At 35.2% G+C, this 25095-nt stretch carries 25 protein-coding genes, 2 pseudogenes and 1 other annotated feature; of the genes and pseudogenes, 6 read left to right on the top strand and 21 right to left on the bottom strand.

Going from position 1 to position 25095, the window contains the following annotated elements:
* Positions 1-149: 149 nt before the first annotated feature.
* Entirely contained in the window at positions 150-494 is a 345-nt protein-coding gene (locus ABH968_RS06535) for a hypothetical protein (protein WP_370043208.1), read from the bottom strand.
* An 11-nt stretch (positions 495-505) separates the two neighbouring features.
* Complete coding sequence (gene ccsB / locus ABH968_RS06530; RefSeq protein WP_370043207.1) at positions 506-1675, bottom strand: c-type cytochrome biogenesis protein CcsB; 1170 nt, start codon at positions 1673-1675, stop codon at positions 506-508.
* Between the two features lie 350 nt (positions 1676-2025).
* On the opposite strand from ccsB, the gene ABH968_RS06525 reads away from it, so the two are divergent.
* Positions 2026-2763: a class I SAM-dependent methyltransferase gene (locus ABH968_RS06525; protein WP_370043206.1), complete on the top strand. Its 738-nt coding sequence runs from the start codon at positions 2026-2028 to the stop codon at positions 2761-2763.
* A gap of 55 nt (positions 2764-2818) precedes the next feature.
* Here the strand turns inward: ABH968_RS06525 and ABH968_RS06520 are convergent, their stop codons facing one another.
* Both ABH968_RS06520 and ABH968_RS06515 read right to left on the bottom strand, forming a co-directional pair.
* Entirely contained in the window at positions 2819-3238 is a 420-nt protein-coding gene (locus tag ABH968_RS06520; protein WP_370043205.1) for a GNAT family N-acetyltransferase, read from the bottom strand.
* Positions 3239-3334: 96 nt separating this feature from the next.
* On the bottom strand, positions 3335-3829 hold the full coding sequence (locus ABH968_RS06515) for a GNAT family N-acetyltransferase (RefSeq protein ID WP_370043204.1): 495 nt from the start codon (positions 3827-3829) through the stop codon (positions 3335-3337).
* A gap of 420 nt (positions 3830-4249) precedes the next feature.
* On the opposite strand from ABH968_RS06515, the gene ABH968_RS06510 reads away from it, so the two are divergent.
* Positions 4250-4804: a GNAT family N-acetyltransferase gene (locus tag ABH968_RS06510; protein ID WP_370043203.1), complete on the top strand. Its 555-nt coding sequence runs from the start codon at positions 4250-4252 to the stop codon at positions 4802-4804.
* Positions 4805-4968: 164 nt separating this feature from the next.
* Here the strand turns inward: ABH968_RS06510 and ABH968_RS06505 are convergent.
* Together ABH968_RS06505 and ABH968_RS06500 are read right to left on the bottom strand one after the other, a co-directional pair.
* Positions 4969-5523: pseudogene (locus ABH968_RS06505) on the bottom strand (histidine phosphatase family protein).
* A gap of 11 nt (positions 5524-5534) precedes the next feature.
* Positions 5535-6164 (bottom strand): hypothetical protein, encoded by a 630-nt coding sequence (locus ABH968_RS06500; RefSeq protein ID WP_370043202.1) that lies wholly within the window; start codon positions 6162-6164, stop codon positions 5535-5537.
* 612 nt (positions 6165-6776) lie between these two features.
* Between ABH968_RS06500 and ABH968_RS06495 the strand changes: the two genes are divergently transcribed.
* Together ABH968_RS06495 and ABH968_RS06490 are read left to right on the top strand one after the other, a co-directional pair.
* Positions 6777-6917: an aspartyl-phosphate phosphatase Spo0E family protein gene (locus tag ABH968_RS06495; protein ID WP_370043419.1), complete on the top strand. Its 141-nt coding sequence runs from the start codon at positions 6777-6779 to the stop codon at positions 6915-6917.
* Positions 6918-7065: 148 nt separating this feature from the next.
* Positions 7066-7527 (top strand): hypothetical protein, encoded by a 462-nt coding sequence (locus ABH968_RS06490; protein WP_370043201.1) that lies wholly within the window; start codon positions 7066-7068, stop codon positions 7525-7527.
* 406 nt (positions 7528-7933) lie between these two features.
* Here ABH968_RS06490 and thrS read toward each other — a convergent pair whose 3' ends face one another.
* The 4 genes from thrS to ABH968_RS06470 form a co-directional block, all read right to left on the bottom strand.
* Positions 7934-9850, bottom strand: a complete 1917-nt coding sequence (gene thrS, locus ABH968_RS06485) for a threonine--tRNA ligase (RefSeq protein WP_370043200.1) — start codon at positions 9848-9850, stop codon at positions 7934-7936.
* 65 nt (positions 9851-9915) lie between these two features.
* Positions 9916-10136 (bottom strand) — a binding site (T-box leader).
* 229 nt (positions 10137-10365) lie between these two features.
* The gene (locus ABH968_RS06480) at positions 10366-10725 is read right to left on the bottom strand and encodes a hypothetical protein (RefSeq protein WP_370043199.1); all 360 of its coding nucleotides are present in this window, start codon (positions 10723-10725) and stop codon (positions 10366-10368) included.
* 121 nt (positions 10726-10846) lie between these two features.
* Positions 10847-11635, bottom strand: coding sequence for a lipid II flippase Amj family protein (locus ABH968_RS06475; RefSeq protein ID WP_370043418.1), 789 nt, complete (start codon positions 11633-11635; stop codon positions 10847-10849).
* Positions 11636-12031: 396 nt separating this feature from the next.
* Positions 12032-12541: a hypothetical protein gene (locus ABH968_RS06470; RefSeq protein ID WP_370043198.1), complete on the bottom strand. Its 510-nt coding sequence runs from the start codon at positions 12539-12541 to the stop codon at positions 12032-12034.
* Between the two features lie 393 nt (positions 12542-12934).
* Here ABH968_RS06470 and ABH968_RS06465 point away from each other — a divergent pair, with 393 nt between their 5' ends.
* The gene (locus ABH968_RS06465; RefSeq protein WP_370043197.1) at positions 12935-13282 is read left to right on the top strand and encodes a hypothetical protein; all 348 of its coding nucleotides are present in this window, start codon (positions 12935-12937) and stop codon (positions 13280-13282) included.
* Positions 13283-13410: 128 nt separating this feature from the next.
* Here ABH968_RS06465 and ABH968_RS06460 read toward each other — a convergent pair whose 3' ends face one another.
* From ABH968_RS06460 to ABH968_RS06430, 7 genes and pseudogenes are all read right to left on the bottom strand, one after another.
* Positions 13411-13875: a hypothetical protein gene (locus tag ABH968_RS06460; protein WP_370043196.1), complete on the bottom strand. Its 465-nt coding sequence runs from the start codon at positions 13873-13875 to the stop codon at positions 13411-13413.
* 143 nt (positions 13876-14018) lie between these two features.
* A pseudogene (locus ABH968_RS06455) lies at positions 14019-14500 on the bottom strand (GNAT family N-acetyltransferase).
* A gap of 11 nt (positions 14501-14511) precedes the next feature.
* Positions 14512-14859 carry a DUF3147 family protein gene (locus ABH968_RS06450; RefSeq protein WP_370043195.1) on the bottom strand — a complete coding sequence of 116 codons (348 nt, stop codon included), beginning with the start codon at positions 14857-14859 and terminating at the stop codon, positions 14512-14514.
* The gene (locus ABH968_RS06445; protein ID WP_370043194.1) at positions 14859-15257 is read right to left on the bottom strand and encodes a MarR family winged helix-turn-helix transcriptional regulator; all 399 of its coding nucleotides are present in this window, start codon (positions 15255-15257) and stop codon (positions 14859-14861) included. Before ABH968_RS06445 ends, ABH968_RS06450 begins: the two co-directional genes overlap by 1 nt.
* Positions 15258-15503: 246 nt before the next feature.
* Positions 15504-16469 (bottom strand): HD domain-containing protein, encoded by a 966-nt coding sequence (locus tag ABH968_RS06440; protein WP_370043193.1) that lies wholly within the window; start codon positions 16467-16469, stop codon positions 15504-15506.
* A 12-nt stretch (positions 16470-16481) separates the two neighbouring features.
* A complete protein-coding gene (locus ABH968_RS06435; protein ID WP_370043192.1) occupies positions 16482-17117 on the bottom strand; it encodes a class I SAM-dependent methyltransferase in 636 nt (211 codons plus the stop codon).
* 102 nt (positions 17118-17219) lie between these two features.
* Entirely contained in the window at positions 17220-19013 is a 1794-nt protein-coding gene (locus tag ABH968_RS06430) for a S9 family peptidase (protein WP_370043191.1), read from the bottom strand.
* 893 nt (positions 19014-19906) lie between these two features.
* Between ABH968_RS06430 and ABH968_RS06425 the strand changes: the two genes are divergently transcribed.
* On the top strand, positions 19907-20557 hold the full coding sequence (locus tag ABH968_RS06425) for a FusB/FusC family EF-G-binding protein (RefSeq protein ID WP_370043190.1): 651 nt from the start codon (positions 19907-19909) through the stop codon (positions 20555-20557).
* Between the two features lie 266 nt (positions 20558-20823).
* Here ABH968_RS06425 and ABH968_RS06420 read toward each other — a convergent pair whose 3' ends face one another.
* The 4 genes from ABH968_RS06420 to ABH968_RS06405 all read right to left on the bottom strand — a co-directional run bounded on the left by ABH968_RS06420 (position 20824) and on the right by ABH968_RS06405 (position 24773).
* Positions 20824-22095: an oligosaccharide repeat unit polymerase gene (locus ABH968_RS06420; RefSeq protein WP_370043189.1), complete on the bottom strand. Its 1272-nt coding sequence runs from the start codon at positions 22093-22095 to the stop codon at positions 20824-20826.
* Between the two features lie 261 nt (positions 22096-22356).
* Positions 22357-22851, bottom strand: coding sequence for a hypothetical protein (locus ABH968_RS06415; protein ID WP_370043188.1), 495 nt, complete (start codon positions 22849-22851; stop codon positions 22357-22359).
* 239 nt (positions 22852-23090) lie between these two features.
* Positions 23091-23831 (bottom strand): hypothetical protein, encoded by a 741-nt coding sequence (locus ABH968_RS06410; protein ID WP_370043187.1) that lies wholly within the window; start codon positions 23829-23831, stop codon positions 23091-23093.
* A gap of 441 nt (positions 23832-24272) precedes the next feature.
* Complete coding sequence (locus tag ABH968_RS06405) at positions 24273-24773, bottom strand: hypothetical protein (RefSeq protein ID WP_370043186.1); 501 nt, start codon at positions 24771-24773, stop codon at positions 24273-24275.
* Positions 24774-25095: the final 322 nt, after the last annotated feature.

Here is a 25095-nt window from a genome sequence, read left to right as displayed (position 1 = left end):
ACCAAAAAATCGTTGTCCAATAAACCAATCGACGATGCGCTATCCATTTCAATTATGCCTCGGCATAATTGCGTCCGGAATCGGCTTTGTGCTTGCACAAAGCCGATTCCGTGACATCCGCCGGAGGCTTTAGGCCAACACGAAGTTGGTCACTCAGTCGTTGCCACAGGACGTGGCGCTCTTAGACTGAGTTCCTCTATTTCAGCGGATGTTTGGACACCCGCTGAAAAGTGGCTTAAAACCGCATTCATCTCACCAACTATAGAGGTGGGAGACTTCTGTAGCTGAAAGAAGTTAAATGTTAGCTTATATAGCACAATAGTTGCTACAACAAAACCAACTCCATGCACAAGTAATGCTATAATATCGAAATATTGACCTTCCCACCCCGTGAGTCTCACGATGCGATAATAATTTACTTGCATTTCAAGAGAAATAAAGAACATTAACCCATATAACATACTCACTACATTCAGCTTAAGAAAATAATTCATTCACAACAACCTTATGCGTAAGAATGTAAACCTGCAATGACAAGATTCACAAATACTTGATTAAACACGATAATGCCAAAGCCAATAATCGCTAACCAAGCTGTCTTTTCCCCTTCCCAACCTTTAGAAAGACGGAAATGAAGGAACGCGGCATAAAATAAAAATGTGATAAGTGCCCACACTTCCTTAGGATCCCAGCCCCAATACCTGCTCCAAGCAATCTGTGCCCAAATCATGGCAAACAACAGACCTCCTAAAGCGAACAACGGGAAACCTATAACAACTGCTCGATATGTAATTTCATCCATTAATGCTGGTTGTACACGGTTTGTTAATGGTTTTAATAAAACAATTAATCGTCTTCTCGTAATGAGTACAATCACCCCATATAAAATTGTTCCAACGATAAATGACCATACAATAGAATTCAATTTCTTCGCATCTAACTTATTAGTTATCTGCAAAACGCCCACCTGATCCCCACTAGTTGTGACTGCATCTTTATTGACAATCAGCGGCGTCATCGTATAAACGGCTGTTTCTTTCTTCTCTAGCTTATTTTCAAATCGAACCTCGATTTTATCTCCTGCTAAATTAAAATAAGTGCCCACCCCGATAAAGCCAATCACGACAATTAAACAATACATAACAAATTCCAAGGCAACTGTACTCATCGAAAATTTAGAAACATCTAATGTTCTTAACAAATAAATAATACCTGTTGCAAATGAGATCGATAAAACAGCACTTGAAAATGCAACTGTCATCACATGAATCGTTAACCAATTGCTTTGCAGTGATGGAACAAGTGGTGAAACCGTTTTTGTAAAAACGCTTCCATAACCGAGAATAATTAATGACACAGGGATCGCAAACAAGCCTACAACAATTTGCTTATATAAAAAATTAATGATCAAATAGCTACCAGTAAGCATGATGCCAAAGAACGTCATAAACTCATACATATTACTTACAGGTGCATGATCAACAGCAATCCATCTTAAAATGAAATAAACTAGCTGTAAAGCAAATGCAATATATGTAAGTAGAAGACCGACTTTTCCAAACATCTTCCCTTTTGATTTCACGGCAAGCCCAATCGGTATAATGGCGATTAGTAGTAAAATAAATGCCACGAACAATGAATTACTACTTAAACTTAATAATGTTTCTTTACTCAATGTAACATCCTCCAATGTATTTTTTGGGAAACCGCATAATTACTCCCAATAAAAATAACGTCATTCATTAAAATAAGTGCCATCATTTACCTCTAAATAATTTTATCTTTTTGAATTGTTACAAATTTATGGCGTAAAAAACGTACAGTAAAGAAGAAAACTCTAAAAGACGTCCTCATGTCAAAAAACCATCTATACAATTAAATAGATGGGAATTACAAAAGTCGGCATGACTCTACCTACATTTTACTAAAGATTGAAATAAAAGTCTATTTCTTTTGAGGTGGCTATGTGACAATAAGTATGCGCAAATGTTACATAACGTTATGTTAGACAAGTGGAGGTTTACTATGAAACAAAATATTTATGATCATCCGGAATTTTTCCGTCAATATCAAAAGTTACGTCAAGGACCATACAATTTCAATAATTTGCTTGAACAACCTGCGTTAAAATCCTTACTTCCTAAATTATCTAATTTACAAATACTTGATATCGGCTGTGGAATGGGAGAATTTGCGTACTATTGTATAGAAAATAACGCACAGCACGTAACCGCTATTGATGTTTCAGAAAATATGCTGGCAATTGCTCAACGTGAACATGCCCATCCGCATATAGACTACTATTTGCAAGCAATAGAAGATTATCATGCAGCTCCTAACAGCTTTGACTGTATAACAAGCTCGCTGTCCTTGCATTATATAAAGGATTTTAGTGCAGTGATTTGTAGAATTGCGAAAATACTTCGTCCGGGTAGCGTTTTTGTTTTTTCTGTAGAGCATCCGATCGTTACAGCTCGTAAAACAATGGAGGATAATTGGATGTATGATGACAACGGCAATAGGAGCCATTACGCGATTGACAATTACCAAGATGAGGGATTACGTGAGCGAACTTGGTTTGTGGATGGTGTTGTTAAATACCATCGTAGCATTTCTACAATCATCAATACATTAATCGCACATGGCTTAACGATAGAAAAAATGCTCGAGCCGCTTCCTGATTCAGAAGCCATTCAAAAACTGCATTCCCTAGAAAACGAGCACCGTCGCCCCTCCTTTTTATTAATACGAGCAAAGAAATAACTTTTAATAGTGGCAGTCTTGCAGCAGTAACTCTACTGCGAGACTTGCCTTGCTACTACTTAAATTTCACATATATAATTTCTGGATCTCCTTCGTCTAAGTTTTCAATAAATCCACTTTTTATAAATCCCGCCGTTTCAAATACTTTATGCATACTAGTATTTGATTGGTTAGTAGAAGAAAAGATTTTTGGAGTGGTCGCCATTTCTACATAAAATTCCAATAATGCTGTGGCGACTCCCTTTCTTCTCTCGGATGGCTTAACAATAACTAATGAGATGAAGCTATTTTCAAAAAAGTCATTCGTAAAAATAAGGAAACCAGCAATCCCTTTTTTAGTTTGTTGAATGATACATCGTTTTTCGTTAATTGCTGTTCGCAAATGTTTGCTTCTCGAAAAATCTCCAATTACTTCTTGATCAATCGCACATATTTCATCGAAATGCTCCATACGTGCTTCCAGCAAATCTATCAATTTTGTTCACCTCTTTAAATCAATATTCATAGGTTGTGCGGCGAAAATATTTTTCTGCAAAGTGACGTAGCTCCCTTCAGTAATAGACAAGTATTTCTAATCAAGTATTTCTCTGTCTATTCTACTTATATAATAACTCATCACCTTAATCTCACCTCTGAACCCTGTTGCCAGCCTTCTTTCATCGACAAAGCCACATTTTTTATAAAGTGACTGTGCGGCAGTATTCGGTGGATTAACCCCTAAAACAAGCTCATCGATATTTGGAAAATGTTCCAAAACAAAGTCCGACAAAAGCTGTAATGCCGCTTTCACATAGCCTTTACCTTGTTCATAAAAGTCTGTCGAAAAGGCACGGATTAAAATCGCGTTTTCATTTGAGGAATATGACTGAACACCCTCTTTTTCATGTAACACAAAGAAGGTCACGAGCTTGTCTTCATCTAATACAAGAATGGCATGACGATTTTTATCCTGTTTTACTAGTTCAATACTCGCTTTCGGAGACATCGTATAGCGAAGCTGCTCCTCTGTGATCGTATATCGTTCAATTAATTGATCATCATTTTCTTCATAAAATTTTAATCTCATCGAAGCTCTCCCTTCAGCTTTAGTCCTCGTAATCTTCTCCAAATCAATAAGCTGCTGTAGATATGCTTCACAGGATAGTGCCATCACTTTATAGATTTCTGGGTCATGAACATTGCGAAACATTTGTCCTACTCGCCCAGCTTATTTAAATTATCCTCCGCTACAATTAGCAAAAAAGGGCATACATTAGCAAAATATAAAAAATTTCTTTCAATCAATAATAACCCAATATTTCCCTATTCGACAGGACTAATTAAAATATTTGTTTCTACTAATTACCAAAAATGCTACTATAAAGATATCTAAACTAAAGGAGTTGTGCATATGAGCGCAGAAATTGCAGTAGATATTTTGTTTATACAACAAATATTCCAAGGGATGTAAACTCTAACTGCAGCCCTTGAACAAGGGAGAAAACAAATGGAAAATTATTTTAAAGAATTTCTTACAGGTCAATCTATTACCTTACAGCAAATGACTTCCTCCGACTTAGAAGCATTTGTAAAAATCGAAAGTGAAAAGAATACATTGCTACTTGCCAATGACGATATTCCCTTTCCAAACACCTTTGAGGATCATGCTTCATTCTTTCAAAGTATTAGTGGAAAAAAAGAGGAGTTTATCTTCGGTATATTCGAAAAGTCGTCAAATGAGCTTATCGGCTCCTGTGGTGTCTATGGAATCAACTGGAAAAACAGTACTTGCTTTGTAGGCATCTCAATTGGCGAACAATGGCACGGCAAAGGGCTTGGAACAGATGCCATGAAAACTCTTATTCATTTTATTTTTAATTATATTTCCATTAATAAAATTAAGCTTCAGGTTTTCAGCTTTAATAAAGGAGCTATTCGTTCCTATGAAAAATGTGGCTTTACAAAAGAAGGTACTCTACGAAATGAAATTTTCCGCTTCGGCCAATTTCATGATGTAGTTTTATTTGGTCTATTACGAGAAGATTGGACTCAAATAGGATAAGCAATTTTCCGCAGGTAGTGGAAATACTTCGTCTTTCTCGATAAATCATATAAAGTTCTCGATAAATCCACAATTTTCGTCGATAAATCTTTGATTCTTCTCGACAAAACAAAGATTTCCTCGATAAAATGAACCAAGGGGCTGTCAGTAGACAGCCCCTTCTTCTATTCTTCCCAAATTCTTCGAACATCACTTAACACGAAATGCTGAAATGTTAGTTGGTACACATCTGGCATTGAAAGTTTCTTCCAAAATGAGTATTCATAGTGCGCATCAAAATATTGCATCATCAAGACCATTATATTGCCATGTGTACCAATTACTATATTGTCATTTGGATGTGTAAGTATAAGTTTTTGCAAGGTGGTAATAGCTTGTTCCTTTGCGGTTTCATTAGATTCTCCACCCTCAAATGCGAAATTCGGGTGACTCCATACTTGATGTATGGCAGCGTCAAAATCAGGTAGATTTCCATTAGATAGTATTCTTTCTTTTAAAGAATCAATCGTATTTATCTGTAATTTATGTTCTTGTGCTATGCCCTCCACCGTCTAAATGGCTCTTTTATATGGACTTGAATATATCGTATGGATATTTTTATTTTCAAATAATCTAGTAACATGATCCCTATCCTCAAACCCTTTACTAGAAAGAGGGCGATTGTACTCATCAGCGTTATAGTGAGAATGCGCGTGTCTTACAAAATATATTACAGTCATTATATTTCCCTTTATTTTTCTTCAGATTTTGCTTTCTTTTCTTTCATATAATTATATAAGTCAACTTTCCACATACCATCCTCTTTCAGTAAAGCAAATACCTTAAGGTAGTGGGAGCTTCCAAAAATTATCTCTATATGAACAATTGCAATACTTCCGGTGCTAGTTTCTTTATTCAATGAAATATTATCGTAGTATCTGTACATTAAATAATCCTGTATTTGCTCATCAAATAAATAATTTATATACTCATGAATAAAGGTTTCTTTATCTGGAAGCTCATGATTATTGTAGGTAATTGCATATAGTTTATCGAAATTATTTTCAAAGATTAAATTCATCATAATTAGCACCATTTCCTCTGGTGTAAACGTCTTTAAACTATTAATATCCCCTTTTCTTAAGAATTCTTCATATAAAGCTCTTTTTTCCTCTGTCAATTCCTCTAAATATGTAAAATCATAATCCTTATCAAATGCTGGGGGTGTTTGTTTAGATTCTTCCAAGTGTTGAACGGAATGGCTAGTAACCGCTGATGATTTTTGAGATTCTTCTGTTTTTGTTTTCACTTCTGAACATGCAATTAACATTAAACTAGAGACGATAATAACACTTAAAAATGGCAACCTTAACTTCAACATCTCAACCTCCCCCTATCATATCAATTATGCCTCGGCATAATTGCGTCCGGAGGCTTTAACTTCTTTCAGCAGAAGTTAATAGATTAGCAACTCTATTTATCCATCATTCCATTTATTTCGAAAATTCTCAACATTATCAACCAAAATAAAATCTCCTCAATAACAAACAACAAAGAAGTTTATTTGATAAATTGTGACAAGTTACGAATTTCATTAAAATTTCCGTCAATATCGACATAAAATTTTATAGTAAAAAAGATGCTAATTTATTAAATATCACCCTTCACCTTTTCTAAAATCTAGCCAAAAAAAAACCCTAACATTCTTATATTCAGGGTAATAAAACATACGAATAATACAATAAAAGGTATTTAGAATAGGTCAAAATATTCAATATTACTTTTTTTTATTTTTCCCACTATATTAGAATTAATATATTTTCCTATGACTAATTTACGAATTTATCAACCTATACACAATATGACATATTTTTCATTTTAGGTGAGATACAATGAAAAAGTTGAATCGAGGTCAATGTATTTCAAGAATATGAAGAAAAAATTTTAGGGGGAAAAGATTTTGGTTAATATATCGTTTAAACAATTCTTGAAGATGGAGATTGAAAACAAAAGGAAAGATATGTATAAAAAGGCTATGGATTTAGGTTTCACCCATCCTAGCGTGGTAGATTGTAGTCAAGAATTAGATGACTTACTAAATAAATATTCAAAAGCGATCCATAAAGCCAGCTGAAACGATTTCCGATGATGCGACTAGTTTTATCCTGTATTAGGTTCCGGTTATAAAATAGACAGCAAATTCCTATTGTTGTTGTAAAGATACGTATAAATAACATAAAAATGGGATATCTTCTTTATGACAGGAAAAAGGAGGCCTATAAATGCAGGTATTTTTATCATTGGTCGTTTCAAGCTTTTTACTACAGCAGCCTCAAGATTCAGTAGAAAATACAGCACCAATTCTTTGCATACCTTCTGGAACTACATCTTATAAAAATCCTAATAATCAATATCAGACATTTCGTACTGAGAATGATTTTTATCATCAATTAGACAAGACAATCTATGAGGAGTATAACGATGCTACCTTAAACATTCGTCAAAAAATAGCCTTTAAGGACGTACCTAAGGCTGAAGAAACATTTCATCTAAAAACTAATTTTATACGTGAAAAAATAGACCTCTCTCAACATACTTTTATTCATCCCAATCGACAAGTATATTTTTTAGCATCCTTTAAGCAAAATAATCAGGAGACTTATCATAAATACCTGGTCATTGACGCTGAGACCCAAACTATCCTGTTAGGAAATAGTAATTATCAAAGTAATTCCATCAATTAAATTTATTTTGTTTGTTGTTTAGTTTATTGTATGCTTGAAAATTTGATTATAGTAGCAAAATTGATGAAAAAATCAACATTTTTCAGTAAATTTAGAAAAACTTATATTACAACATACATTTCATGGCTGTTTATAGCTCGACTCGAGGGAGTAGTGACTTACCCCTTGAGTCGAGCTATATTGTTATATAGGAATGGTTTAACTTCTTTCAGTGGATGTCCAAACACCCGCTGAAAGAAGTTAAAGCCTCCGGCGGATGTCACGAAATCGGAAAGGAGTTAATAAAGGATGTTAGCCTAAAATCATCGCATCCATGCGATAACGGCTAACTGACCTGCTTCGTGCAGGCCTAAGCACAAAGCCGATTCCGGACGCAATTATGCCGAGGCATAATTGATTCCCCTTTTTAAGATAAGGCTTTTTGCTGTATTTCTTGCTTTATTTCCTCTATAAACTGTTGCAATGGTTTTTCAATTAATGCTTGCTGACCATATTTACGAACAGTGACATGTTGATGATCCATTTCTTTATCACCAAGCACTAAAATATAAGGTATTTTTTTCATTTGAGCTTCACGAATTTTTTTACCTAGCTTTTCTTGTCGATCGTCAATACTTACACGGATTTGTTCCTTTTGTAAAGCATCAATTACTTGCTGTACATATTCTCGATGTGTATCTGCAACCCCAATTACTTTTACTTGTTGAGGTGCAAGCCACGCTGGAAACGCCCCTCCAAAATGCTCAATCAATATGCCTAAGAAGCGATCAATTGAACCGAATACCGCTCGATGAATAACGACAGGTCTTACTTTTTCATTTTGTTCATTGATATACGTTAAATCGAATTTCTCAGGTAGTTGGAAATCGAGCTGCACCGTTGCACATTGATGACTGCGATGGATGGCATCTTTAATATGAATATCAATTTTTGGTCCATAAAACGCTCCGTCACCTTCATTAATTGTATAAGGAAAGCCTAGATTCGTTAGTACGTTTTCTAACGCCGCTTCGGCTTGATTCCAAAGTTCAAGTTCACCCATATAATCAGCAGGACGTGTTGATAACTCAATATCGTATTGAAAGCCAAAAACCTGGTATACCTCATCAATAATCTTCAGTGCAAGCGCAATTTCATCTTCAATTTGCTGTGGAGTAACAAAAATATGTGCATCATCCTGACAAAACGTACGAACTCGTAAAAGTCCATTTAATGCGCCACTAAATTCATGTCGATGAACTTGACCAAATTCAGCCATACGAATCGGTAAATCTCTATATGAATGGTAATCATTTTTATAAATCAACATATGTCCAGGGCAATTCATCGGCTTTAATGCGAAGCTTTGGTCATCTACATGTGTAAAGTACATATTTTCTTTATAGTGATCCCAATGTCCTGACTGCTCCCATAGACGCTGGTTCATCATCAATGGTGTCCGTACTTCTTGATAATCAAATTTTGCTTGTAAATGACGTAAATAAGACTCCAATTCGTTGCGAATAATTTGACCATTTGCTAAATAAAATGGCATCCCTGGTGCTTCTTCCGAAAACATAAATAACGCTAGTTCTTTTCCTAACTTCCGGTGATTCCGCTTCTCTGCTTCTTCTAAGAAAACAAAGTACTCCTCAAGCTCTTTTTTTGAGGCAAACGCTACACCGTATATACGCTGAAGCATTTGATTATTACTATCTCCACGCCAGTAAGCGCCTGACACATTCATTAATTTAAAGTGTTGTAATTTACCTGTAGAAGGTACATGAGGTCCACGACATAGATCATAAAAATCTCCTTGTTCATAAACCGTTACAACTTCATGTTCAGGAATATCTTCTAATAACTCAAGCTTTAGCGCATCATGAGCAAATAGCTGCTGTGCCTCTGCTCTTGTTACTTCTTTACGCTGTATTTGTATATTTTCTTGGACAATTTGCTTCATCATTTTTTCAATTTGTTGCAAATCACTAGGCGCAAAGGAATGTGCAATGTCGATATCATAATAAAACCCGTTTTCGATAACTGGACCAATCCCAAATTGAACATCTGGGTATAAACGCTTAATTGCTTGGGCTAACAAATGGGCTGTTGAATGACGAATCACCTGAATTCCTTCTTTTGAGCTAGCATCATACAGGGTAATTTGTGTATCTTCCAAAATCGGACGCGTCAAATCAATGATGGTTCCGTTCACACTCCCTACAATTGCTTTTTTACGTAAAGCGGGACTAATCGCTTGTGCAATGTCGGTTAGTGTAACACCTTTTGAAAATGTTTGTTGTCTACCATCTGGAAATTGAATGTTAATAACTTGATTTGACATGTTCTCTACTCCTTTTTTTAAAAAACTAGGTAAATGAAGATAAAAAAAACACATATTCGCCCCCATAAAGGGACGAGTATGTGTTGATTACCCGTGGTTCCACCCAAATTCCCACTAGATGCACTAGTGGCTCATTGCTATGCAGTAACGTTGCAAAAAACGGTGCAAGTTTCCTAGCACTGCTCAAAGGTAGTAAGTTTTGATAGCTGCATTAGGAAGCTTTCAGCCTAGGCCTCCCTCTCTGTGAATCGTTCATCAAAACTCGTGTCCTTCTCATCGCCAATTTCATTGCTTTATGAAATTGTTATCTACTATAACGAATGCTCCAATTCTTGTCAATGTTCGAAAATTATTTTTTATGTAATAATTTCGACTCTTCGCCCAATTATGTACTTGATTGCACATTCTACTTATAGCAGGAAAGTTACAATGTGTAGCACTGTACTTGTTCGTGCAAAGGTATGTATCAAAGAACTAGACTTCATTTCTCTCAACGCGTTCCATATGCTCAGTTTTCATGCACTTCGTACTTCTAAAGTCTCATTATGAGACTGCCACTTAACGTGAATGGTTGGTGCAGCATCCTTTTTAAATATTTTTGCACTTTCTTTTTTCTTTAAGATAAACTGTTTATCCGTATTCACTCGAACGTCATGGAAAGAATTTGATTCTTTAGACCCTTCTATCGTTATTTGTAAATCACCTATGTCTTTCTCTTCCCCAAGGTAGAAAAGTTGTAAGCCCTCCTCGGTATTACTATGATATACAGCCTTCCAGTGCTCACTTTTCGCTATGTAATGGACCTCCTCTTGTTGATTCGTACTACAAGCAACTAACACAAACATCATTAAAATTATGAAGCATACTTTTTTCATTAGATATCGATTTTCCTTTCTTTGAAAGTTATCATAATAATATCAACTTCGATCTATCCTTCTTAATTCCTAGAGAAAGCTGTTATTCGGCTTGAATAGTTATCATCAATGTATATCCCCCTTACGTCATGAATTGAGTAAACCAAGCAATATATTTTGCGCCAGGTATAAATAAAAGCTGTGCCAAAAATGTGCCTAGCAACCTTGATCCCATCATCATCACAGAAGCTTGTTTAAGACTTAAGTAGCTGCCTCTTTGATTGATAACATCATCTGCCAGAATGGAAATTTTAGGGTCAATAAATATAATTAGTAGCATCGTTGCTACACCATTAATAAGTCCTGACGACATTACAGCAGTATTCGATCTTTCAGGAACTAATAAAGCGGCGTAAAGTGCAGATAGAACTCCAATTGTATAGATGGCCGTAATAACGATATTAATAATAAATAATTTAAGAGGGATATCACGCCAACTAATCCCTTTTAAGTATGAAAAGCTTGGCATATGAATATGTTTTATTCCCCGTTTGACATAGTCGATACTAAAGCTTTTTTTGAATAATGCTGGAATGGAGCCTCTTTCCTCAGATAGATGAATAATGGCTCTTGAAAATATCGCTACAAATGTCGGCAATAATAGAATGCCTACTAATGTACCTAGTGAAGCGGCGCCAATAATTATGCGGAATTGCTGCTCCACAAATGTAAGCGTGTTTTCCTTTGGCGCTGTGTCAGTCAAACTACCTGTAAAAGGCTGCTGCATCATATTTGCCAGCCTTGAAACCATGACCATCACATTGAACAAAGATAGTGCAGAGGCTAATAATTTTACACGTGCACCTGATAATCGAACTGCATACGCAAGTGTCTCGATCGAATGAATGATAAGAATAAATAAAGCAATCATGATCAATTTATCTGTTAAAATATCCAAAGTCTTATACCTTCTTTTCAATTGTTGATTCGTAATCGTTTGATCCAAGCTTGTACATATACTGCCCATTCTTCGCGAGGAAATGTCACCATATTGGTAGCCTATGCCATGAGGATTTTCCCCTTATGGATCATATTTAATATAGGTCGTAATAAGTTTGATGTATTTTTGACCTTCTGGGCATCTTGACGGGATTCCCCATCATTTTCAATTTCCCAAGATTGTCTCCTTATAATAAGGAATACAGCTGAGACACTCCCTCCTTTTAATATTCTACGAAATTAACTTTAATAAGTTCCGTTATTTTCCTACTAATTAGAAAAGCTATTCATTAGGTTTTTCCTCCTAATGAATAGCTTTTCTCAGTATTTAATGATTAACTGCAAAGTCATTATTCCAGCTAGTTGAATCAGATAGCTGATAGGTCACCATATTGGCGGTTACCGCAAGAATCACACCTGCTCTAGATTGAACTGTAGAAATAGGGTCCTCTAGCACTAATACAACATACCCCTCACCCCGTCCCAGATCATCTATTGCATTTGTAGTGTTTATTTCGAAGGTAGTATACGTTTTCTCATTTGTAGCAGGAAGTAATCGATCCTCTTGATAGGCTCCGTTTTCCTTTAAATTATAGCAAACAGGCATCCATCCTTTTGACCAATCAATACTGCCTAATATGTCTTTTTTACGATGCGCTAGTTTGCCAATTGAAAACGTAAAATATATCTTCATAATAGCTTGATCTAATTCATTTTTCCCTTCACAAACAGCTGTTACTTCCAACTTAATATCCCCGTTCGAATGCTTCCTAATAACCACTAAAGTCACAGTGAAAATACAGATAACAAGCACTACGCCGATGACGACAAACCCCATTTAGTCCCTCCTAACATTGCAATGACTGTTACTATTAGATTACCATGTTTTAGGAGAAATAGTATTTTTTCATCAAACAATCTTATGAAATGACACGGGAATAAATGATAAGACATAAAACGAGTACGTTGCGTATTAACGAGCAGTAATTTATCTATACCGAAAGTGAAATGTCAGGTACTAGACTCCCAACTCAAAATTTAGTGAATACAAAGAAGTTAGCTGGGAGGTTAACTGCCCGTAAAAGCCCGAGCCTTTTCTGGAATAATTTAAACCTTTTCTTATTTACACTTTTTCTCTGAATCGCCAACTTCTTAACACCAATATTTACTACTTACTTTAGAAGTAATTCTCAACTATACTAAAGTGAATTTATTCTTAAGGAGATTTATTATGAGAACGTCTGTACCTTGCCCAAATTGTCAAGAAGCAATAACGCTTGATGACTTTGAGGATTTTTCATCACCATTTACTATGAAATGTCCATACTGCGACGCCAAATTAAAAGAAACAAAAGTAACCCCATTTCTTTTAATTGGTTTGATTGCTATAATCCCTTTATTAATTTTCATAACAAAAACATTAGTACCTATACTATCTAGCATAATCCCTGTTATTGAAAAAATAGCTCCCCCTATCGTATATACGGCAGTATTATATCCGTTTTATGCTCTTTACGAGCGATTCAATGGACTTATTATGTTTAATAAAGGCAATATACAATTGAAAAAACGACAGTGATAAGCGTGATAGTCTCACGCATTTTTTGTTTTTAGTAGCTTTCAAACCTAACATATGAATCTATTTCAGCTTAATAAAAATGGTTTGAACAGCAAAACAGTGGGGAAAGAAGACCCCACTGATTAATTTTATTTAGTAGTCTGTAACTCAGCTGTTAAAGTAAATGGCATTTTTAAATAATCGTACTTAATCGTTATTGTTTTAATATTAGGAGCTTCAACCTTTACTGCATAATGCTGAGGTTGCTTTCCAATGGCCTTGCGATCTATGTATTGACTAGGAAAAATGTTTACTTGCCTTAACTTATGATACGTAATATTCGGATTGCCTACCAGCTTCGTTTCTGCTTCAAATGGTTCAGACTTACTCACGACGAGCTCGACATTTTCAGGCACTTTATCATTGACCAGTATTTGCTGAAGTTTTATGTCACGTAGTCCTTTATTCTCAATTTCTACGATTCTTATAGTTGAATCATCTGTAGGATTCGTATAGCTGTTCATGACAAGTGGTGGATTGCTTTTTAAATAAATGATGAAGGCTCCTCCCACCACTAGAACACTAAATAATAAAACAAATAGTAATTTTTTCATTTCTTTCCTCACTTTCTTGCACCCTATCAAGTATAGCGAGAAATCGTAGGTGATGAAACCTTGAAAATAATAAGTGAGGATTTTTCTTCACCAATCAACTTCTTTACGCTACCCTTAAATACACAGAAAAACAACCTGACTCATTATAAGTCAGATTGCTTTGTTAATCGTATTTCATCACGTATTGGAATCCCATCATAACCGATTAAAGGAATTTCAGGTTTATATGCTCTTGCTTGCTCGACCGCATTTTGTATGATTTCGACTAAGTAATACCCTCTTTTTTGATAAAATTTTAACGCGTGTAAATTATCATTTGTCGTAATAAGGGTAATCATTGTACAGCCTTGTTCGAATGCATGTTGTTCAACAGCTTGAACAAGCAATGACCCAATCCCCTTTCCTTCTACAATACTATCAAGGGAAATAATTTCACATTCATTAGCACGAATGATATACGTCACGAGACCTAATATCATGTTTTGTTCATCTACATAAGCGAAGCCATCTAATTTACTACAGTCATAAATTCCACTGGAAATGACCATTTCTGTACTTCCCAAAGCTCCTGAAAAAATTGCAACACATCATTTTGCGGTAATTGTTGAATTGGAATTACTGTCATCTATTATTCTCCTAAATTGAAATATTAAACACACTTGCAATGGCTTTTTGAACACCTAGAAATACTGCCCATGAAGCAATGCCTAGTCCAATGGCAAACACGATATGGATCGATGATTTCATCGCCATATAAATAACAAACAGCATAAACATTGTTGCTGGTAATCCAACAATCACACCAACCGTAAAGCGCTGAATATGCTCACTCGACTCACTTTGCACAGTAAGCCAAATGATACTTAAAATACTGACAAGTGGTAGTGCTGCAATAATGCCGCCATATGAAGGAAATCTTCTAGCAACCTCAGTAACAATACCAATAACGGCTGCCGAGCAAAGAATTTTTACTAATGTGTACATTATTTAGACACCTCACTTAATAAACGAAATGCCTGTAGAATCGTTTGTTGCTCTTCGCCTGATAGCCGGTTTAGTGCATGTTGTAGTTTCTCATCATCTAATTCTGTGTTTTTCTTTAAGATGTGAAACCCTTCAGCTGTTAAATGAAGATGAACTTTGCGTTGATCATCGATAGCCCGCTCCTTTTTTACCCAGCCATTACGCTCCAGCTTTTTTATATGCTCAGACGCTGTATTTTGAGAAATATTCAGTAACTCTGCAATATTACGGACTGTTACTTCATCTTCCTTTTGAATCATCTGTAAAATACGCACGCTTTGATGCGAAATTATATCTTCATGCGTTGTATGTAGATGGTAAAAAATCGATGTAAAATAGTTATTGATATCTTTAATCATTGAATTAACTCCTTATATATATCGTTTGAAACGATTATATCGTAATTCACGATATAATAAAAGATAATTCTATTCATTTACTTTAAAGTTTATATATTCAGATATTTCATTAGAAAGCAGAAGGGGCCGACAGTAGTCAGCCCCTTTACCCTTTTTATCTAGAAGAATCACAATTTTCGACGAATATTGTGAATATATCAAGATTTTTATATGATTTACCGAAACTTTTTAGCAATATCAAGACATTCAAAGTATTTTCACAAACACACCCTGTTGAAATTTTTCCTTAGCAGCTACATTCATTTCTCTAACATCTTCAGATAATTCGCTTACCCTTATTAATTGATTCTCAAAGTACAGCAAAGGATCGATTAGTCGAGTTTTATTCTTTTGATGAATATCAAATTCTGACTTACTTACCCTCACTTTTACGTGAGGATGAAGCTGTTTTAAAAGACTCTGCACTTCCCTATCATTTGAAGATTTCATCAGCTCAATAAGTTCATTATCTTCCATAAGAAAATCAGCGAGCGTAATGATCTTTTTTTCTAATGCTAACTTTAGCGTTTGTGCCAACTTATCATAGGCATAAATATTTAACGGATCCATAAAGAAATCAAGTACTTCTTGATAATATGTTTTCACAAACCATTCTGCACTTTCGATACTTTTAAGACACATCTTCCCTTGATAAATAATAATATCATTTAAAAATTTTTGTATTTCTTCTAACGAGGCTTGTCCATATGTGTACATATCTCTTAAAGTATAATCTACCCGATCTGCACATAAATCAGGAGCTGGTTGTTCAAGTAAATTCCATGTATTATACAGCAGATGTTCATAATCATAGTTATACTTTTTAAGGATAAGAGGAATCTCTGAGTTCATAATCACATTCATAAATATTTCTTCATGATAATCTTCAGCTTTATTATCAAGGACGAAATCAATAACATGCGAAAAAGCTGTATGTGAAATATCGTGCAATAATCCTGCAATCTGCTCCTCTAAAGAACCACCAAGCAGTTTAATTAACAGCATGACACCAACCGAATGCTCATAACGTGTTACATTCCATCGGCTATTTACAAGATAACTTGCCCCACCTTGATGAATCCCCTTTAACCTTTGCATCGGTTTACTCGAAATAAGTTCCAATAACACATCATCTATCTCGAATTCACCATATAAATAATCAGAAATAATCATTTAAGCATCTTCCTATGAAATATTCGAAAGTACAAAAACCCCACCACAATGCGAGATTGGGTAAAATTCTAATTGGCATACTCCTTTTAACAAGGAGCTAATTTCCTCATGGACAAAGTAATATTCATCATCATCCCAATAATCTAGACTATCTTGACGACATTTTTCAAGCTCCGCTTTTGTTTCAAACGCGATATCGCCGATAAAAATTTTGCCTGCAGGTGTTAGTTGCTGCAATAATGCTGTAATGTATTGCACTTTCATTTCATCAGAAAAATGATGCAGCGCGTAAGTACTAATAATGGCGTCATATTTTTGATGAAGGAGCGCTGTTGGCAGCCCTTTTGACAAATCCCACTCCATTAAGTTTGCATCAGGCATTTTTTCTTTGGCGATTTCGATCATTTTCGAGGAAAAATCGAATCCATTGATAACATGGCCATTGTCATAAAGCTTCGCCGTTAACACCCCTGTGCCAAATCCAATGTCTAATACAGTTGATTTTGGAATGGACATGACCTCGTTAAAAATCGTATTTAATACTGCTTTATATCCTGCAAATGGATATTGATTGCTTTCTTCACTTAGCTGAACCGTTTTATCATAACCATCAGCCCATAAATTAAATCCTTGTTGATTTAGTAGCATTAAAGTCCTCCTATGTTTTCCATCGATTACGAGTTTGAAAGTTTATTTGTATAAAGATAATAACGTTGTTTAATTCGAGAAATAAATAATTAAAGCCGCCGTTTATAAAATGATATGTGTATTAAAGAATTCGAGTATTTTCTCATACACGTGGATTTCATTCGCTTTTTTAGAGAACCCATGTCCCTCATCCTCTAGCACAATATATCCCACTTCTCGTCCCTTGTCCTTCAAAGCAGCAACGATTTGGTCAGATTCCTTTTGCACAACACGTGGATCGTTCGCCCCTTGAATGACTAACATAGGTTTCGTCATACCATCTAAATACGTAATTGGTGAATCGGCTGTTAATCTTTCCTTATCCTTCTCTGGATCTCCTATCCATTGCTTCATAAATGGCGCCCAAAAATCCGGAACAGACTCAATAAATGAAAACAAATTACTTGGACCAAAAATATCGACAACTGCTTTAAAATGATCTGCATGGCGCCCATGTAATAGCAGTGCCATATAGCCTCCATAGCTACCACCTAAAAGCAGCATTTTATCACGATCCGCATAGCCCTTCTCAATAAGCCAATCAATCCCAGTAATATTATCAAGACGTGGGCCATGTCCCCAATCGCCCTCAACCTTTTTCTTAAAGTCTAGCCCATAGTTCGATGAGCCTCTAAAGTTAGGTGCAAAAATTGAGTATCCCTGGTTAACAAGGAATTGGAACATCGGTCGAAATGATTTACGTTCAAGTGATTGTGGACCACCATGTGGCCATAAAATAACATAGCCATTCGAATTTTCTTCCTTCGCCTTGAACAAGAGTGCTTCAATTTCTAAACCATCAAACGATGGATAATGTAGCACATCGGGCTCCACCAGATCCTCGTCTCGAACACCCGGAACTCTATAGTGAGTTAACTCTAACCAGGAACTTCCCATTTCCTTCGAAACAAAAATATTATTTGGCTTCGTTGGCGTTTTTCCAAGCAAATATAAATGTCCGCTTGGCATAATGACCATTTTCTCAATAATATCAACAGGTATTTCGATTTTTTCATTTTTTCCATCTGCAACTGTATAACGATAAAGCCGATCCTCTACACCATAGGAACCAACAATATATAGTGCACGCTCTTCTTTCGAATAATGAATACTTGTAAAGGTTTCTTTTTCTAATTGAAGCAACTTTGTAAATTGTTTCGACTGAATATCAAATTTTGCTAAGTAGCTAAAATCTTCATCGTAGTCTGTTAAAAAATAAATTTCCAATTCAGAAGTATACACAACATCGGAAACTGTATGCTGCTTATCCGTTAACGGCGTGAGCAATACTTCCTCACTATCAATTTGTACATAAGCTAAGGAATGCGTATTACCAAACTGTTTAATATAAACAAATGATTTTTCCTCTGGGCTAACAGTAGCGATAAAAGTAGGTGCACTACTACCCTCTATTAGTATCTTTTCTTCTCCACTCTCAATGTCATAAACTAAACTATTTAAATACGTCGAATTTCCAGCTGTAGTTGAGTAATAAAGATGTCTACCATCCTCAGTCAAGTGCGCGTAGAAATGACGCTCTCCCTCTGTATAGCGAACCGGTACTAGGCTTCCTCCCTCAGGTGGAATTGCGTAAATTTGGCTATTTTCATCGCCATCTTTATCAAATCCAGCTAAAAGGAATTCACCTGTTTTCGAATATTTAATAAAATCCGAAGTTTGATTATTAAAAGTCATTTGATATGGAAATTTTTTCTCTAAATCCATTCCCCATAGATTAAAATATCCATTAAAATTCGTACTTAATACCATCTGCTTCTCATCAGGACTAATCGCAAAATCACTTACTGTTAAATTTTGCAAAAAATGCTTTGTGTTCATCTTTTCAAACTGAATCATAGACTATCCTCTTTTCTTAAAAATTTTAAAGGTTTCAGTCCCTTATGATAAAAAATTTGAGCCATACCACTTAAGATGTGCCATCGTAAAAAAATGCTCGAATATAAATAAATGAGATATCTAAATATTCTTATTTTTCACCATACAAGTAACTCGTAAAAAATAGGTGATTCCGAATAACACCATATTTTTTAAATAATTTTATTTGTTTTCAAATGACTTTATTGTCACAAAACACTATTAGCACTAAACACCCCTTGTTAGTAGTTTTAGTTACTAACAATCCCTTTCCTAACATTTAAATTTTCATGACGGATAACCTGTTTCATAAAAATTCCCCCTTTCAAATATACAATAATAAATGATGCTTCACCGAAAGTTGCGGATGACATTTTGTTTAAACGCATGTCTTGTATATAGGATGATTGGAAATGGAGACTAGGCAACTCCTCAGGGTTCAGCGTCATAGATGAGACCCCGTAGTGAGCAAGTAGAGGAACGAAGGCTAAAACTATCACGTCCTGTGATAACGCCTTCTTGACCAACATCCTTTTGGCCCTCGGCTCATCGGACGCCCCAGGAAAGCGCCCAGTCGGAACGGAAATCAACCCCACGCTAAGGCGAAGATCCTAATAAATACTATTATACCATTTATTTAAATATAAATATCTGAATATTTCAAACTTTATCCATTACCTAAAAAATGCTATGATAGATATAGTTTTCTTTTCAAGGAGGAATCGAAATGGACGCATTCTTTTGTAATGCTTGCTCTAGACCAAACACTTTACAGGTCAAAGAGGTCTAGAAAAGTTAACGCAAATAACATAATTGAATGATCTCTTTAGGCCATAAACCTTTATTAAAAGCCTACAATACAGGAGTGAATTCAAATGGAAAAACCAACAATTCAGCCGTTTTTAACGGTCGCAAACTATCATTTACTTGAGCAGCAAATGAATAAAATCATAAAAACACTTGCAACGACGAAAGATAAGGACGTCATCCTTGCCGTACACGGTATCGTTGAAAGCGAGATCACAGCAAAATTAGCGCTATCCACAGAGGAAGCTGAGCTAATTGAACAGCTTTTTGAAGTGACAAATCGTACACAGGGTGATGCGTATTTAGAGCAATTAAAACCATACGTCATCCCATTCAAAGCAGTCACTGCAAGCACGCTGAAGAGCTTATTTAAAAAGGAAAAAAAGCTAAAACTACCGAAGCTTGATGAAATGGATTTTCAGGAGATTTGTTATTTAGCTTGGGATGATCCTGGAACACATCGAAAATATGTCTTGCTGGAACAAGATGAAAAGCTAAAATCGATTAAAGGCACATTCTCCAATGATACAATTCGTGGAATATGTGCAATATGTAACCGCCATTCCGATGTAGGCCTATTTACTACGTCTGTAAAAGGGCAAATCGTTGGAACGTTCACGAATTATAGTAATTACATTTGCGCAGATAGCCAAACATGCAATCGACATGTAACAGATATAGAAAAAACAAAAGCGTTTTTCGAGCGCATCACTCAATAAAGTGAAGCATTAATCAGTGGGGTATTCTTCATCCCACTGATTTTTAATTTTCACCAACGTGCTTTATGTGCAGTTTTGAGGGATAAAAATAAGCCTTCTCCATTACGGGGAAGGCTTATTATCATTTTTTTATTTCATTTACAATTTCCTTCAAAATTTCATTTCGCTCTCGTTGTAGCTTCACCATTGATATCGTAAACCAAATGACAAAGGCTATTGGTAAAATAGCAATACCATACATAACCGAATCCCGAATCCTCTTTTCATTAAACTGAAGGTTGTCCCTGATCCACTTTCATAATCGACGATGCAATGATGACAAAGCCGAGCATTAAAACAAAGATTAAATCGAGTAAACCTGTATGCATAGACACCGTAAATACCGTAATAGTAAATGCATAAGCGACAGAATGGAAACTACGAATGCCCTCCTGCTTCACTTTATTATAAAGAAGCGAAATTAAAGCACCGTATAAAAAGAAGCCAATTGCTACTAATAAATAGCCTCCATCTAAAAATAATTGACCGATAAAAGTTGGTGTAGTTGTACGATTCCCACGTGTAATAACCTTACCCTTCTCCACACTCACGGAATTGACAACCTCCGTTACTACCATACGAGGTGAAATTTGCTTACCAGGTAAAACCGTACTAAAGATACCTTTATGGACTTCACCGTTTAAATACCCATTCTCCTGCGTATACTCAATAATTGTACTTAACACAATATGCCCTGTTACACTTTCTTCATTTAAAGCACGCACCCATAACGGCGTTTGGTTGACCTTTTGTTCAGCCGTTAACAGCTGGTCTCTTGCCTCTTCCGTTAGCTCCACATCAGGCTGGTCTCGGTTATTAAATTCTAATGACTGATCCTCTGTTAACACACGAATAAAACTAAACAGCGAGAAAGCTACACCAATAACTAACAGCGTTGTTAAAAACCATGTTAATTTCACTCGTTTTACTACGTAGTGGATAATAATGATCCCTGTAAATAGGATAATAATTAATGGTGTTCGATAGGCAACTAACACAAATAAAAATATGATAAAAACATAGATAGAACCATAGATAATTGCTTTCTTCCATGTCATACGCTTTTCCAAAATCATTTTATAGGATAGCAGTAATAAAACTCCAAACCATAGTAATTGACTAAAGAAGTTCAGCTTTGGATTTAGATTTCGGCGATTTGACTCATCCGAAATACCAAGGCCGCTTCCAAAAACCATCAATATGTACGAACATAAACCAAGTAACGTAAGAAACACGATAAAATGAACCACATATTTGCCTAAAAACGACAGACCAAATGAAGGGATTGTCCATTTCATCTTGTCTATAACGTAAACACCTATGTAATAACAAATAACTGCTAAAATGACTGCCGGCCAAATGGAAGCATGTATATTGAACATTTCAAACCTATGCCAATCAAACATGCTCGTAAAGAAATATAGCAGTAAAATAAATGGTAAAAAGAAATACGGCGAAAACGTATCAATTTTATTTAATTTTCTAAAAAAATGTTTCATGTCCTTTCCCACCCTAAGATGATCCCTCTTCCTAATTTTAAATTAATTTCCAAATATGTAAAACAAGAATAGTATACCATACCAACTTATCATTTTATATATTTACTTACTATTTTTGTTAGTAATTTGAAATGAAATGATATAAACGATTGTTCTTGGATAGTATGAATAATAAATGAAGTAGCCATCTCCCCTAAGAATAGATGGCTACTTTATTCTTTTTAATTTCACGCTGCTGTTAGTATGAAACCAAAATTTATCTTAATGTTTAAAATTCACTTTTATTTCTGCATAGTTTGAATGAAAATTTACTCCTTCACCCTCAACCCATTCGGCATTATTTATTCCTAATACTTCTAAGTCGTCAGGTACCTTTCCATTTTCATGAGTTATAATCCTCACCATATCATCGTTTAACTTTTTTATAACCCCTGGAAAAGCAGTGTTGCGATAAAAGTTATACAGGTGCGCAGTTTCGCCTAATGTAGCTTTTCTATGTTCAATTAGCAACTTTTCTTTTCCTGTCGGTGATTCAACAGTGTCAAAAGAAGAATCTGCTATAAGATGAGCAAACAAAGACATTACTAAGATTGGCAATGCTATAACAGTTACTGCAACTACCCAATATCTTTTTATTCTAATAGACCAGGCTAACAAATAAAAAGAAATCACCGTAAGGATCACAATAGATATAATGCCTGTCTTTAAAAAAAACGGAAAATAGTAACCAGTAATACTTACCAGAAAAATAAGCAAATCAAATACTACGACGAAAAATAAAGAATAGCATTGCAGGATTTTTTAATTGTTTAAAAAACATATCAAATCACTTATCCTCTCTGACCAATTAGTAGGTGATAGTATGTACTAAACTCCTGAATTCCTTTTTTAATTGAATAACTCTACTCACACCTCCAACTGCTAAAAGATCTGATTATGGAATATAGAGGGCCTATGAGCAATACAAAAATATACAAACTCTATTGATATCCTTATTAATTAACTAAGTCATTTGCTCTTTCCAATCTATATTGCTTTCTCCATAGAATACAGGCAATTATACATAGTAGAATACCAATTACCACTGTTACGAAAGGAAACATTAACGGGAAAAAAAACGTTGGGTAAGCAGTCAATATATTTGAGTAATACCCCATCATCATTAATTCTGTACCTGAGTAACCAATTAATCGAACAGCAAGTGGATTTTCTGATCTTAATTGATACGAAATGGTTTCTTCTTTCACGCTACCTTTTTCGTCAATCCAAATAATTTTCCACTTACGGTCTTCCATTTTAGTATCGTCATCTGTCAGTCGTTGGACGATAGCAATCTTTTCATTAACAGTCAATATATCGAGCCACGAAAAATATCGACTGCCTTGATCACGATTTGACAACCAAACTTCATCCGCAGTTGTCACTTCTTTGTTATCTACAAATAGATGAAGCTGAACAATATCACCGGCTTCTACACCTTCTTCTTCATCCCAAAATGTTAAACTCGCCTTTTTACCAGTCGGTTCCTCTTTAATTTCTATATATCGTCCATTTACTTCGATATTCTGAAGATCAATCGTCGTTGGAAACCCCTGTTCTTCATAAACTTGTTTAATCGAATACTGGCTATCAATCTTCCATTCCGTGTATACCTCACGCGCCATAAAAAATAATGGTATTGATGAAATAACTAATAAGAAAAGACCAATCATCAATATATTTCCTTGTTGTTTCACTTCATGTCCTCCTACTAATACACCACATTATCGTAATTATTTATCGAAACACCTATAACATCCTTACATATTATTTTATTTTGTACAATTAACACCAATACCACTTGTATAGAATCAATGCTTGTTTATTAAGAGAAGTTGACTACTCCTCATTCAATGGTTCAAGACTGTTATCGTACAACTTAGAGTCCTTCTGCATCTCTTCTAACTTCAGGCACAACTTTCTTAGTTTAAATAAACGATTAAAGGAGAAAAAGTAATACCCTTCCACAGCAATCCTTGAACTGAAAAAATGAAATTTTCACCTGGTACTTACTTTTTTTGTAAGCGGTCGATTTGCTAGTTCATCTTTTACTATTTTCACAAGCTAACTATCTAAAAATGAAAACGAGTACGGTGCTTTTTTGCAACTTGTACTCGTTTAAGGTTTTATCATTTAATCTAACTTCCAAAAAGGATAACCTTCATATCACCATAATGGAATACCATGGAGGGATCTGCAACAGAAAGGCCAGGATTTGTGGGATGGGAAAGGCCAGCTCCCCCAACCACTTCGATTTCAAGTTTTCCACGTAATGGGCGTTCTCCTACTAAATAATCGCCTGTAGATTTAACATGAAGGATTCCATTTACAAGAGAACTTATATCAAATTCCAATCGAGTACAACTCCTTGGAGGTATAACAGTTGACGGAAGACCTTCTAGAAAAGGTTTTTCTTTCTCATTCGTTATAAATGGAAGTGATATTCCTTCCATTGAAAGCTGTAAAGAAGGGCAATATTCAATCACAACATCAGCCTCTAGTGGTTTGCTTGTAGGGTTTTTAATAAGAATCACAAGTCGATTATTAGGCTGTCCAACTGTAGCTTCAAATGGAACTAGAAATGGTCCTGTGGTAATCGTATACTTTCTATTTTGACATGTTGTTGTTTGGTTTGACAAAGATTCACCCCCTAATAAAAAGATATTACTTTCTGTATATCTTATTAAAATAAAAAAACAATTGTATAGACGGTTGTAGAAAGAAATCCACTTTATTTTTGATTGTATATGTAGTGGCTGGGAGATAACTTCTCAAATTTAATTACTACTGAAAACAATACAAATCATAGAAACATAACTATTGAAAAAGTACACGCATCATATTTAGTGGACGAAATAGAAAAATGATGAATTTTTGGGTACATGGTTTTTCTCTTCCCTCTCCCATTAGAATGGAATCCAATACAGCAACATAACAATCTACTATCAATATTTTCAAACA

Source organism: Lysinibacillus sp. RC79, from assembly GCF_041262405.1.
In the GTDB taxonomy this organism is placed as follows: domain Bacteria; phylum Bacillota; class Bacilli; order Bacillales_A; family Planococcaceae; genus Lysinibacillus.
This window is presented reverse-complemented; position numbering and strand designations above follow the sequence as displayed.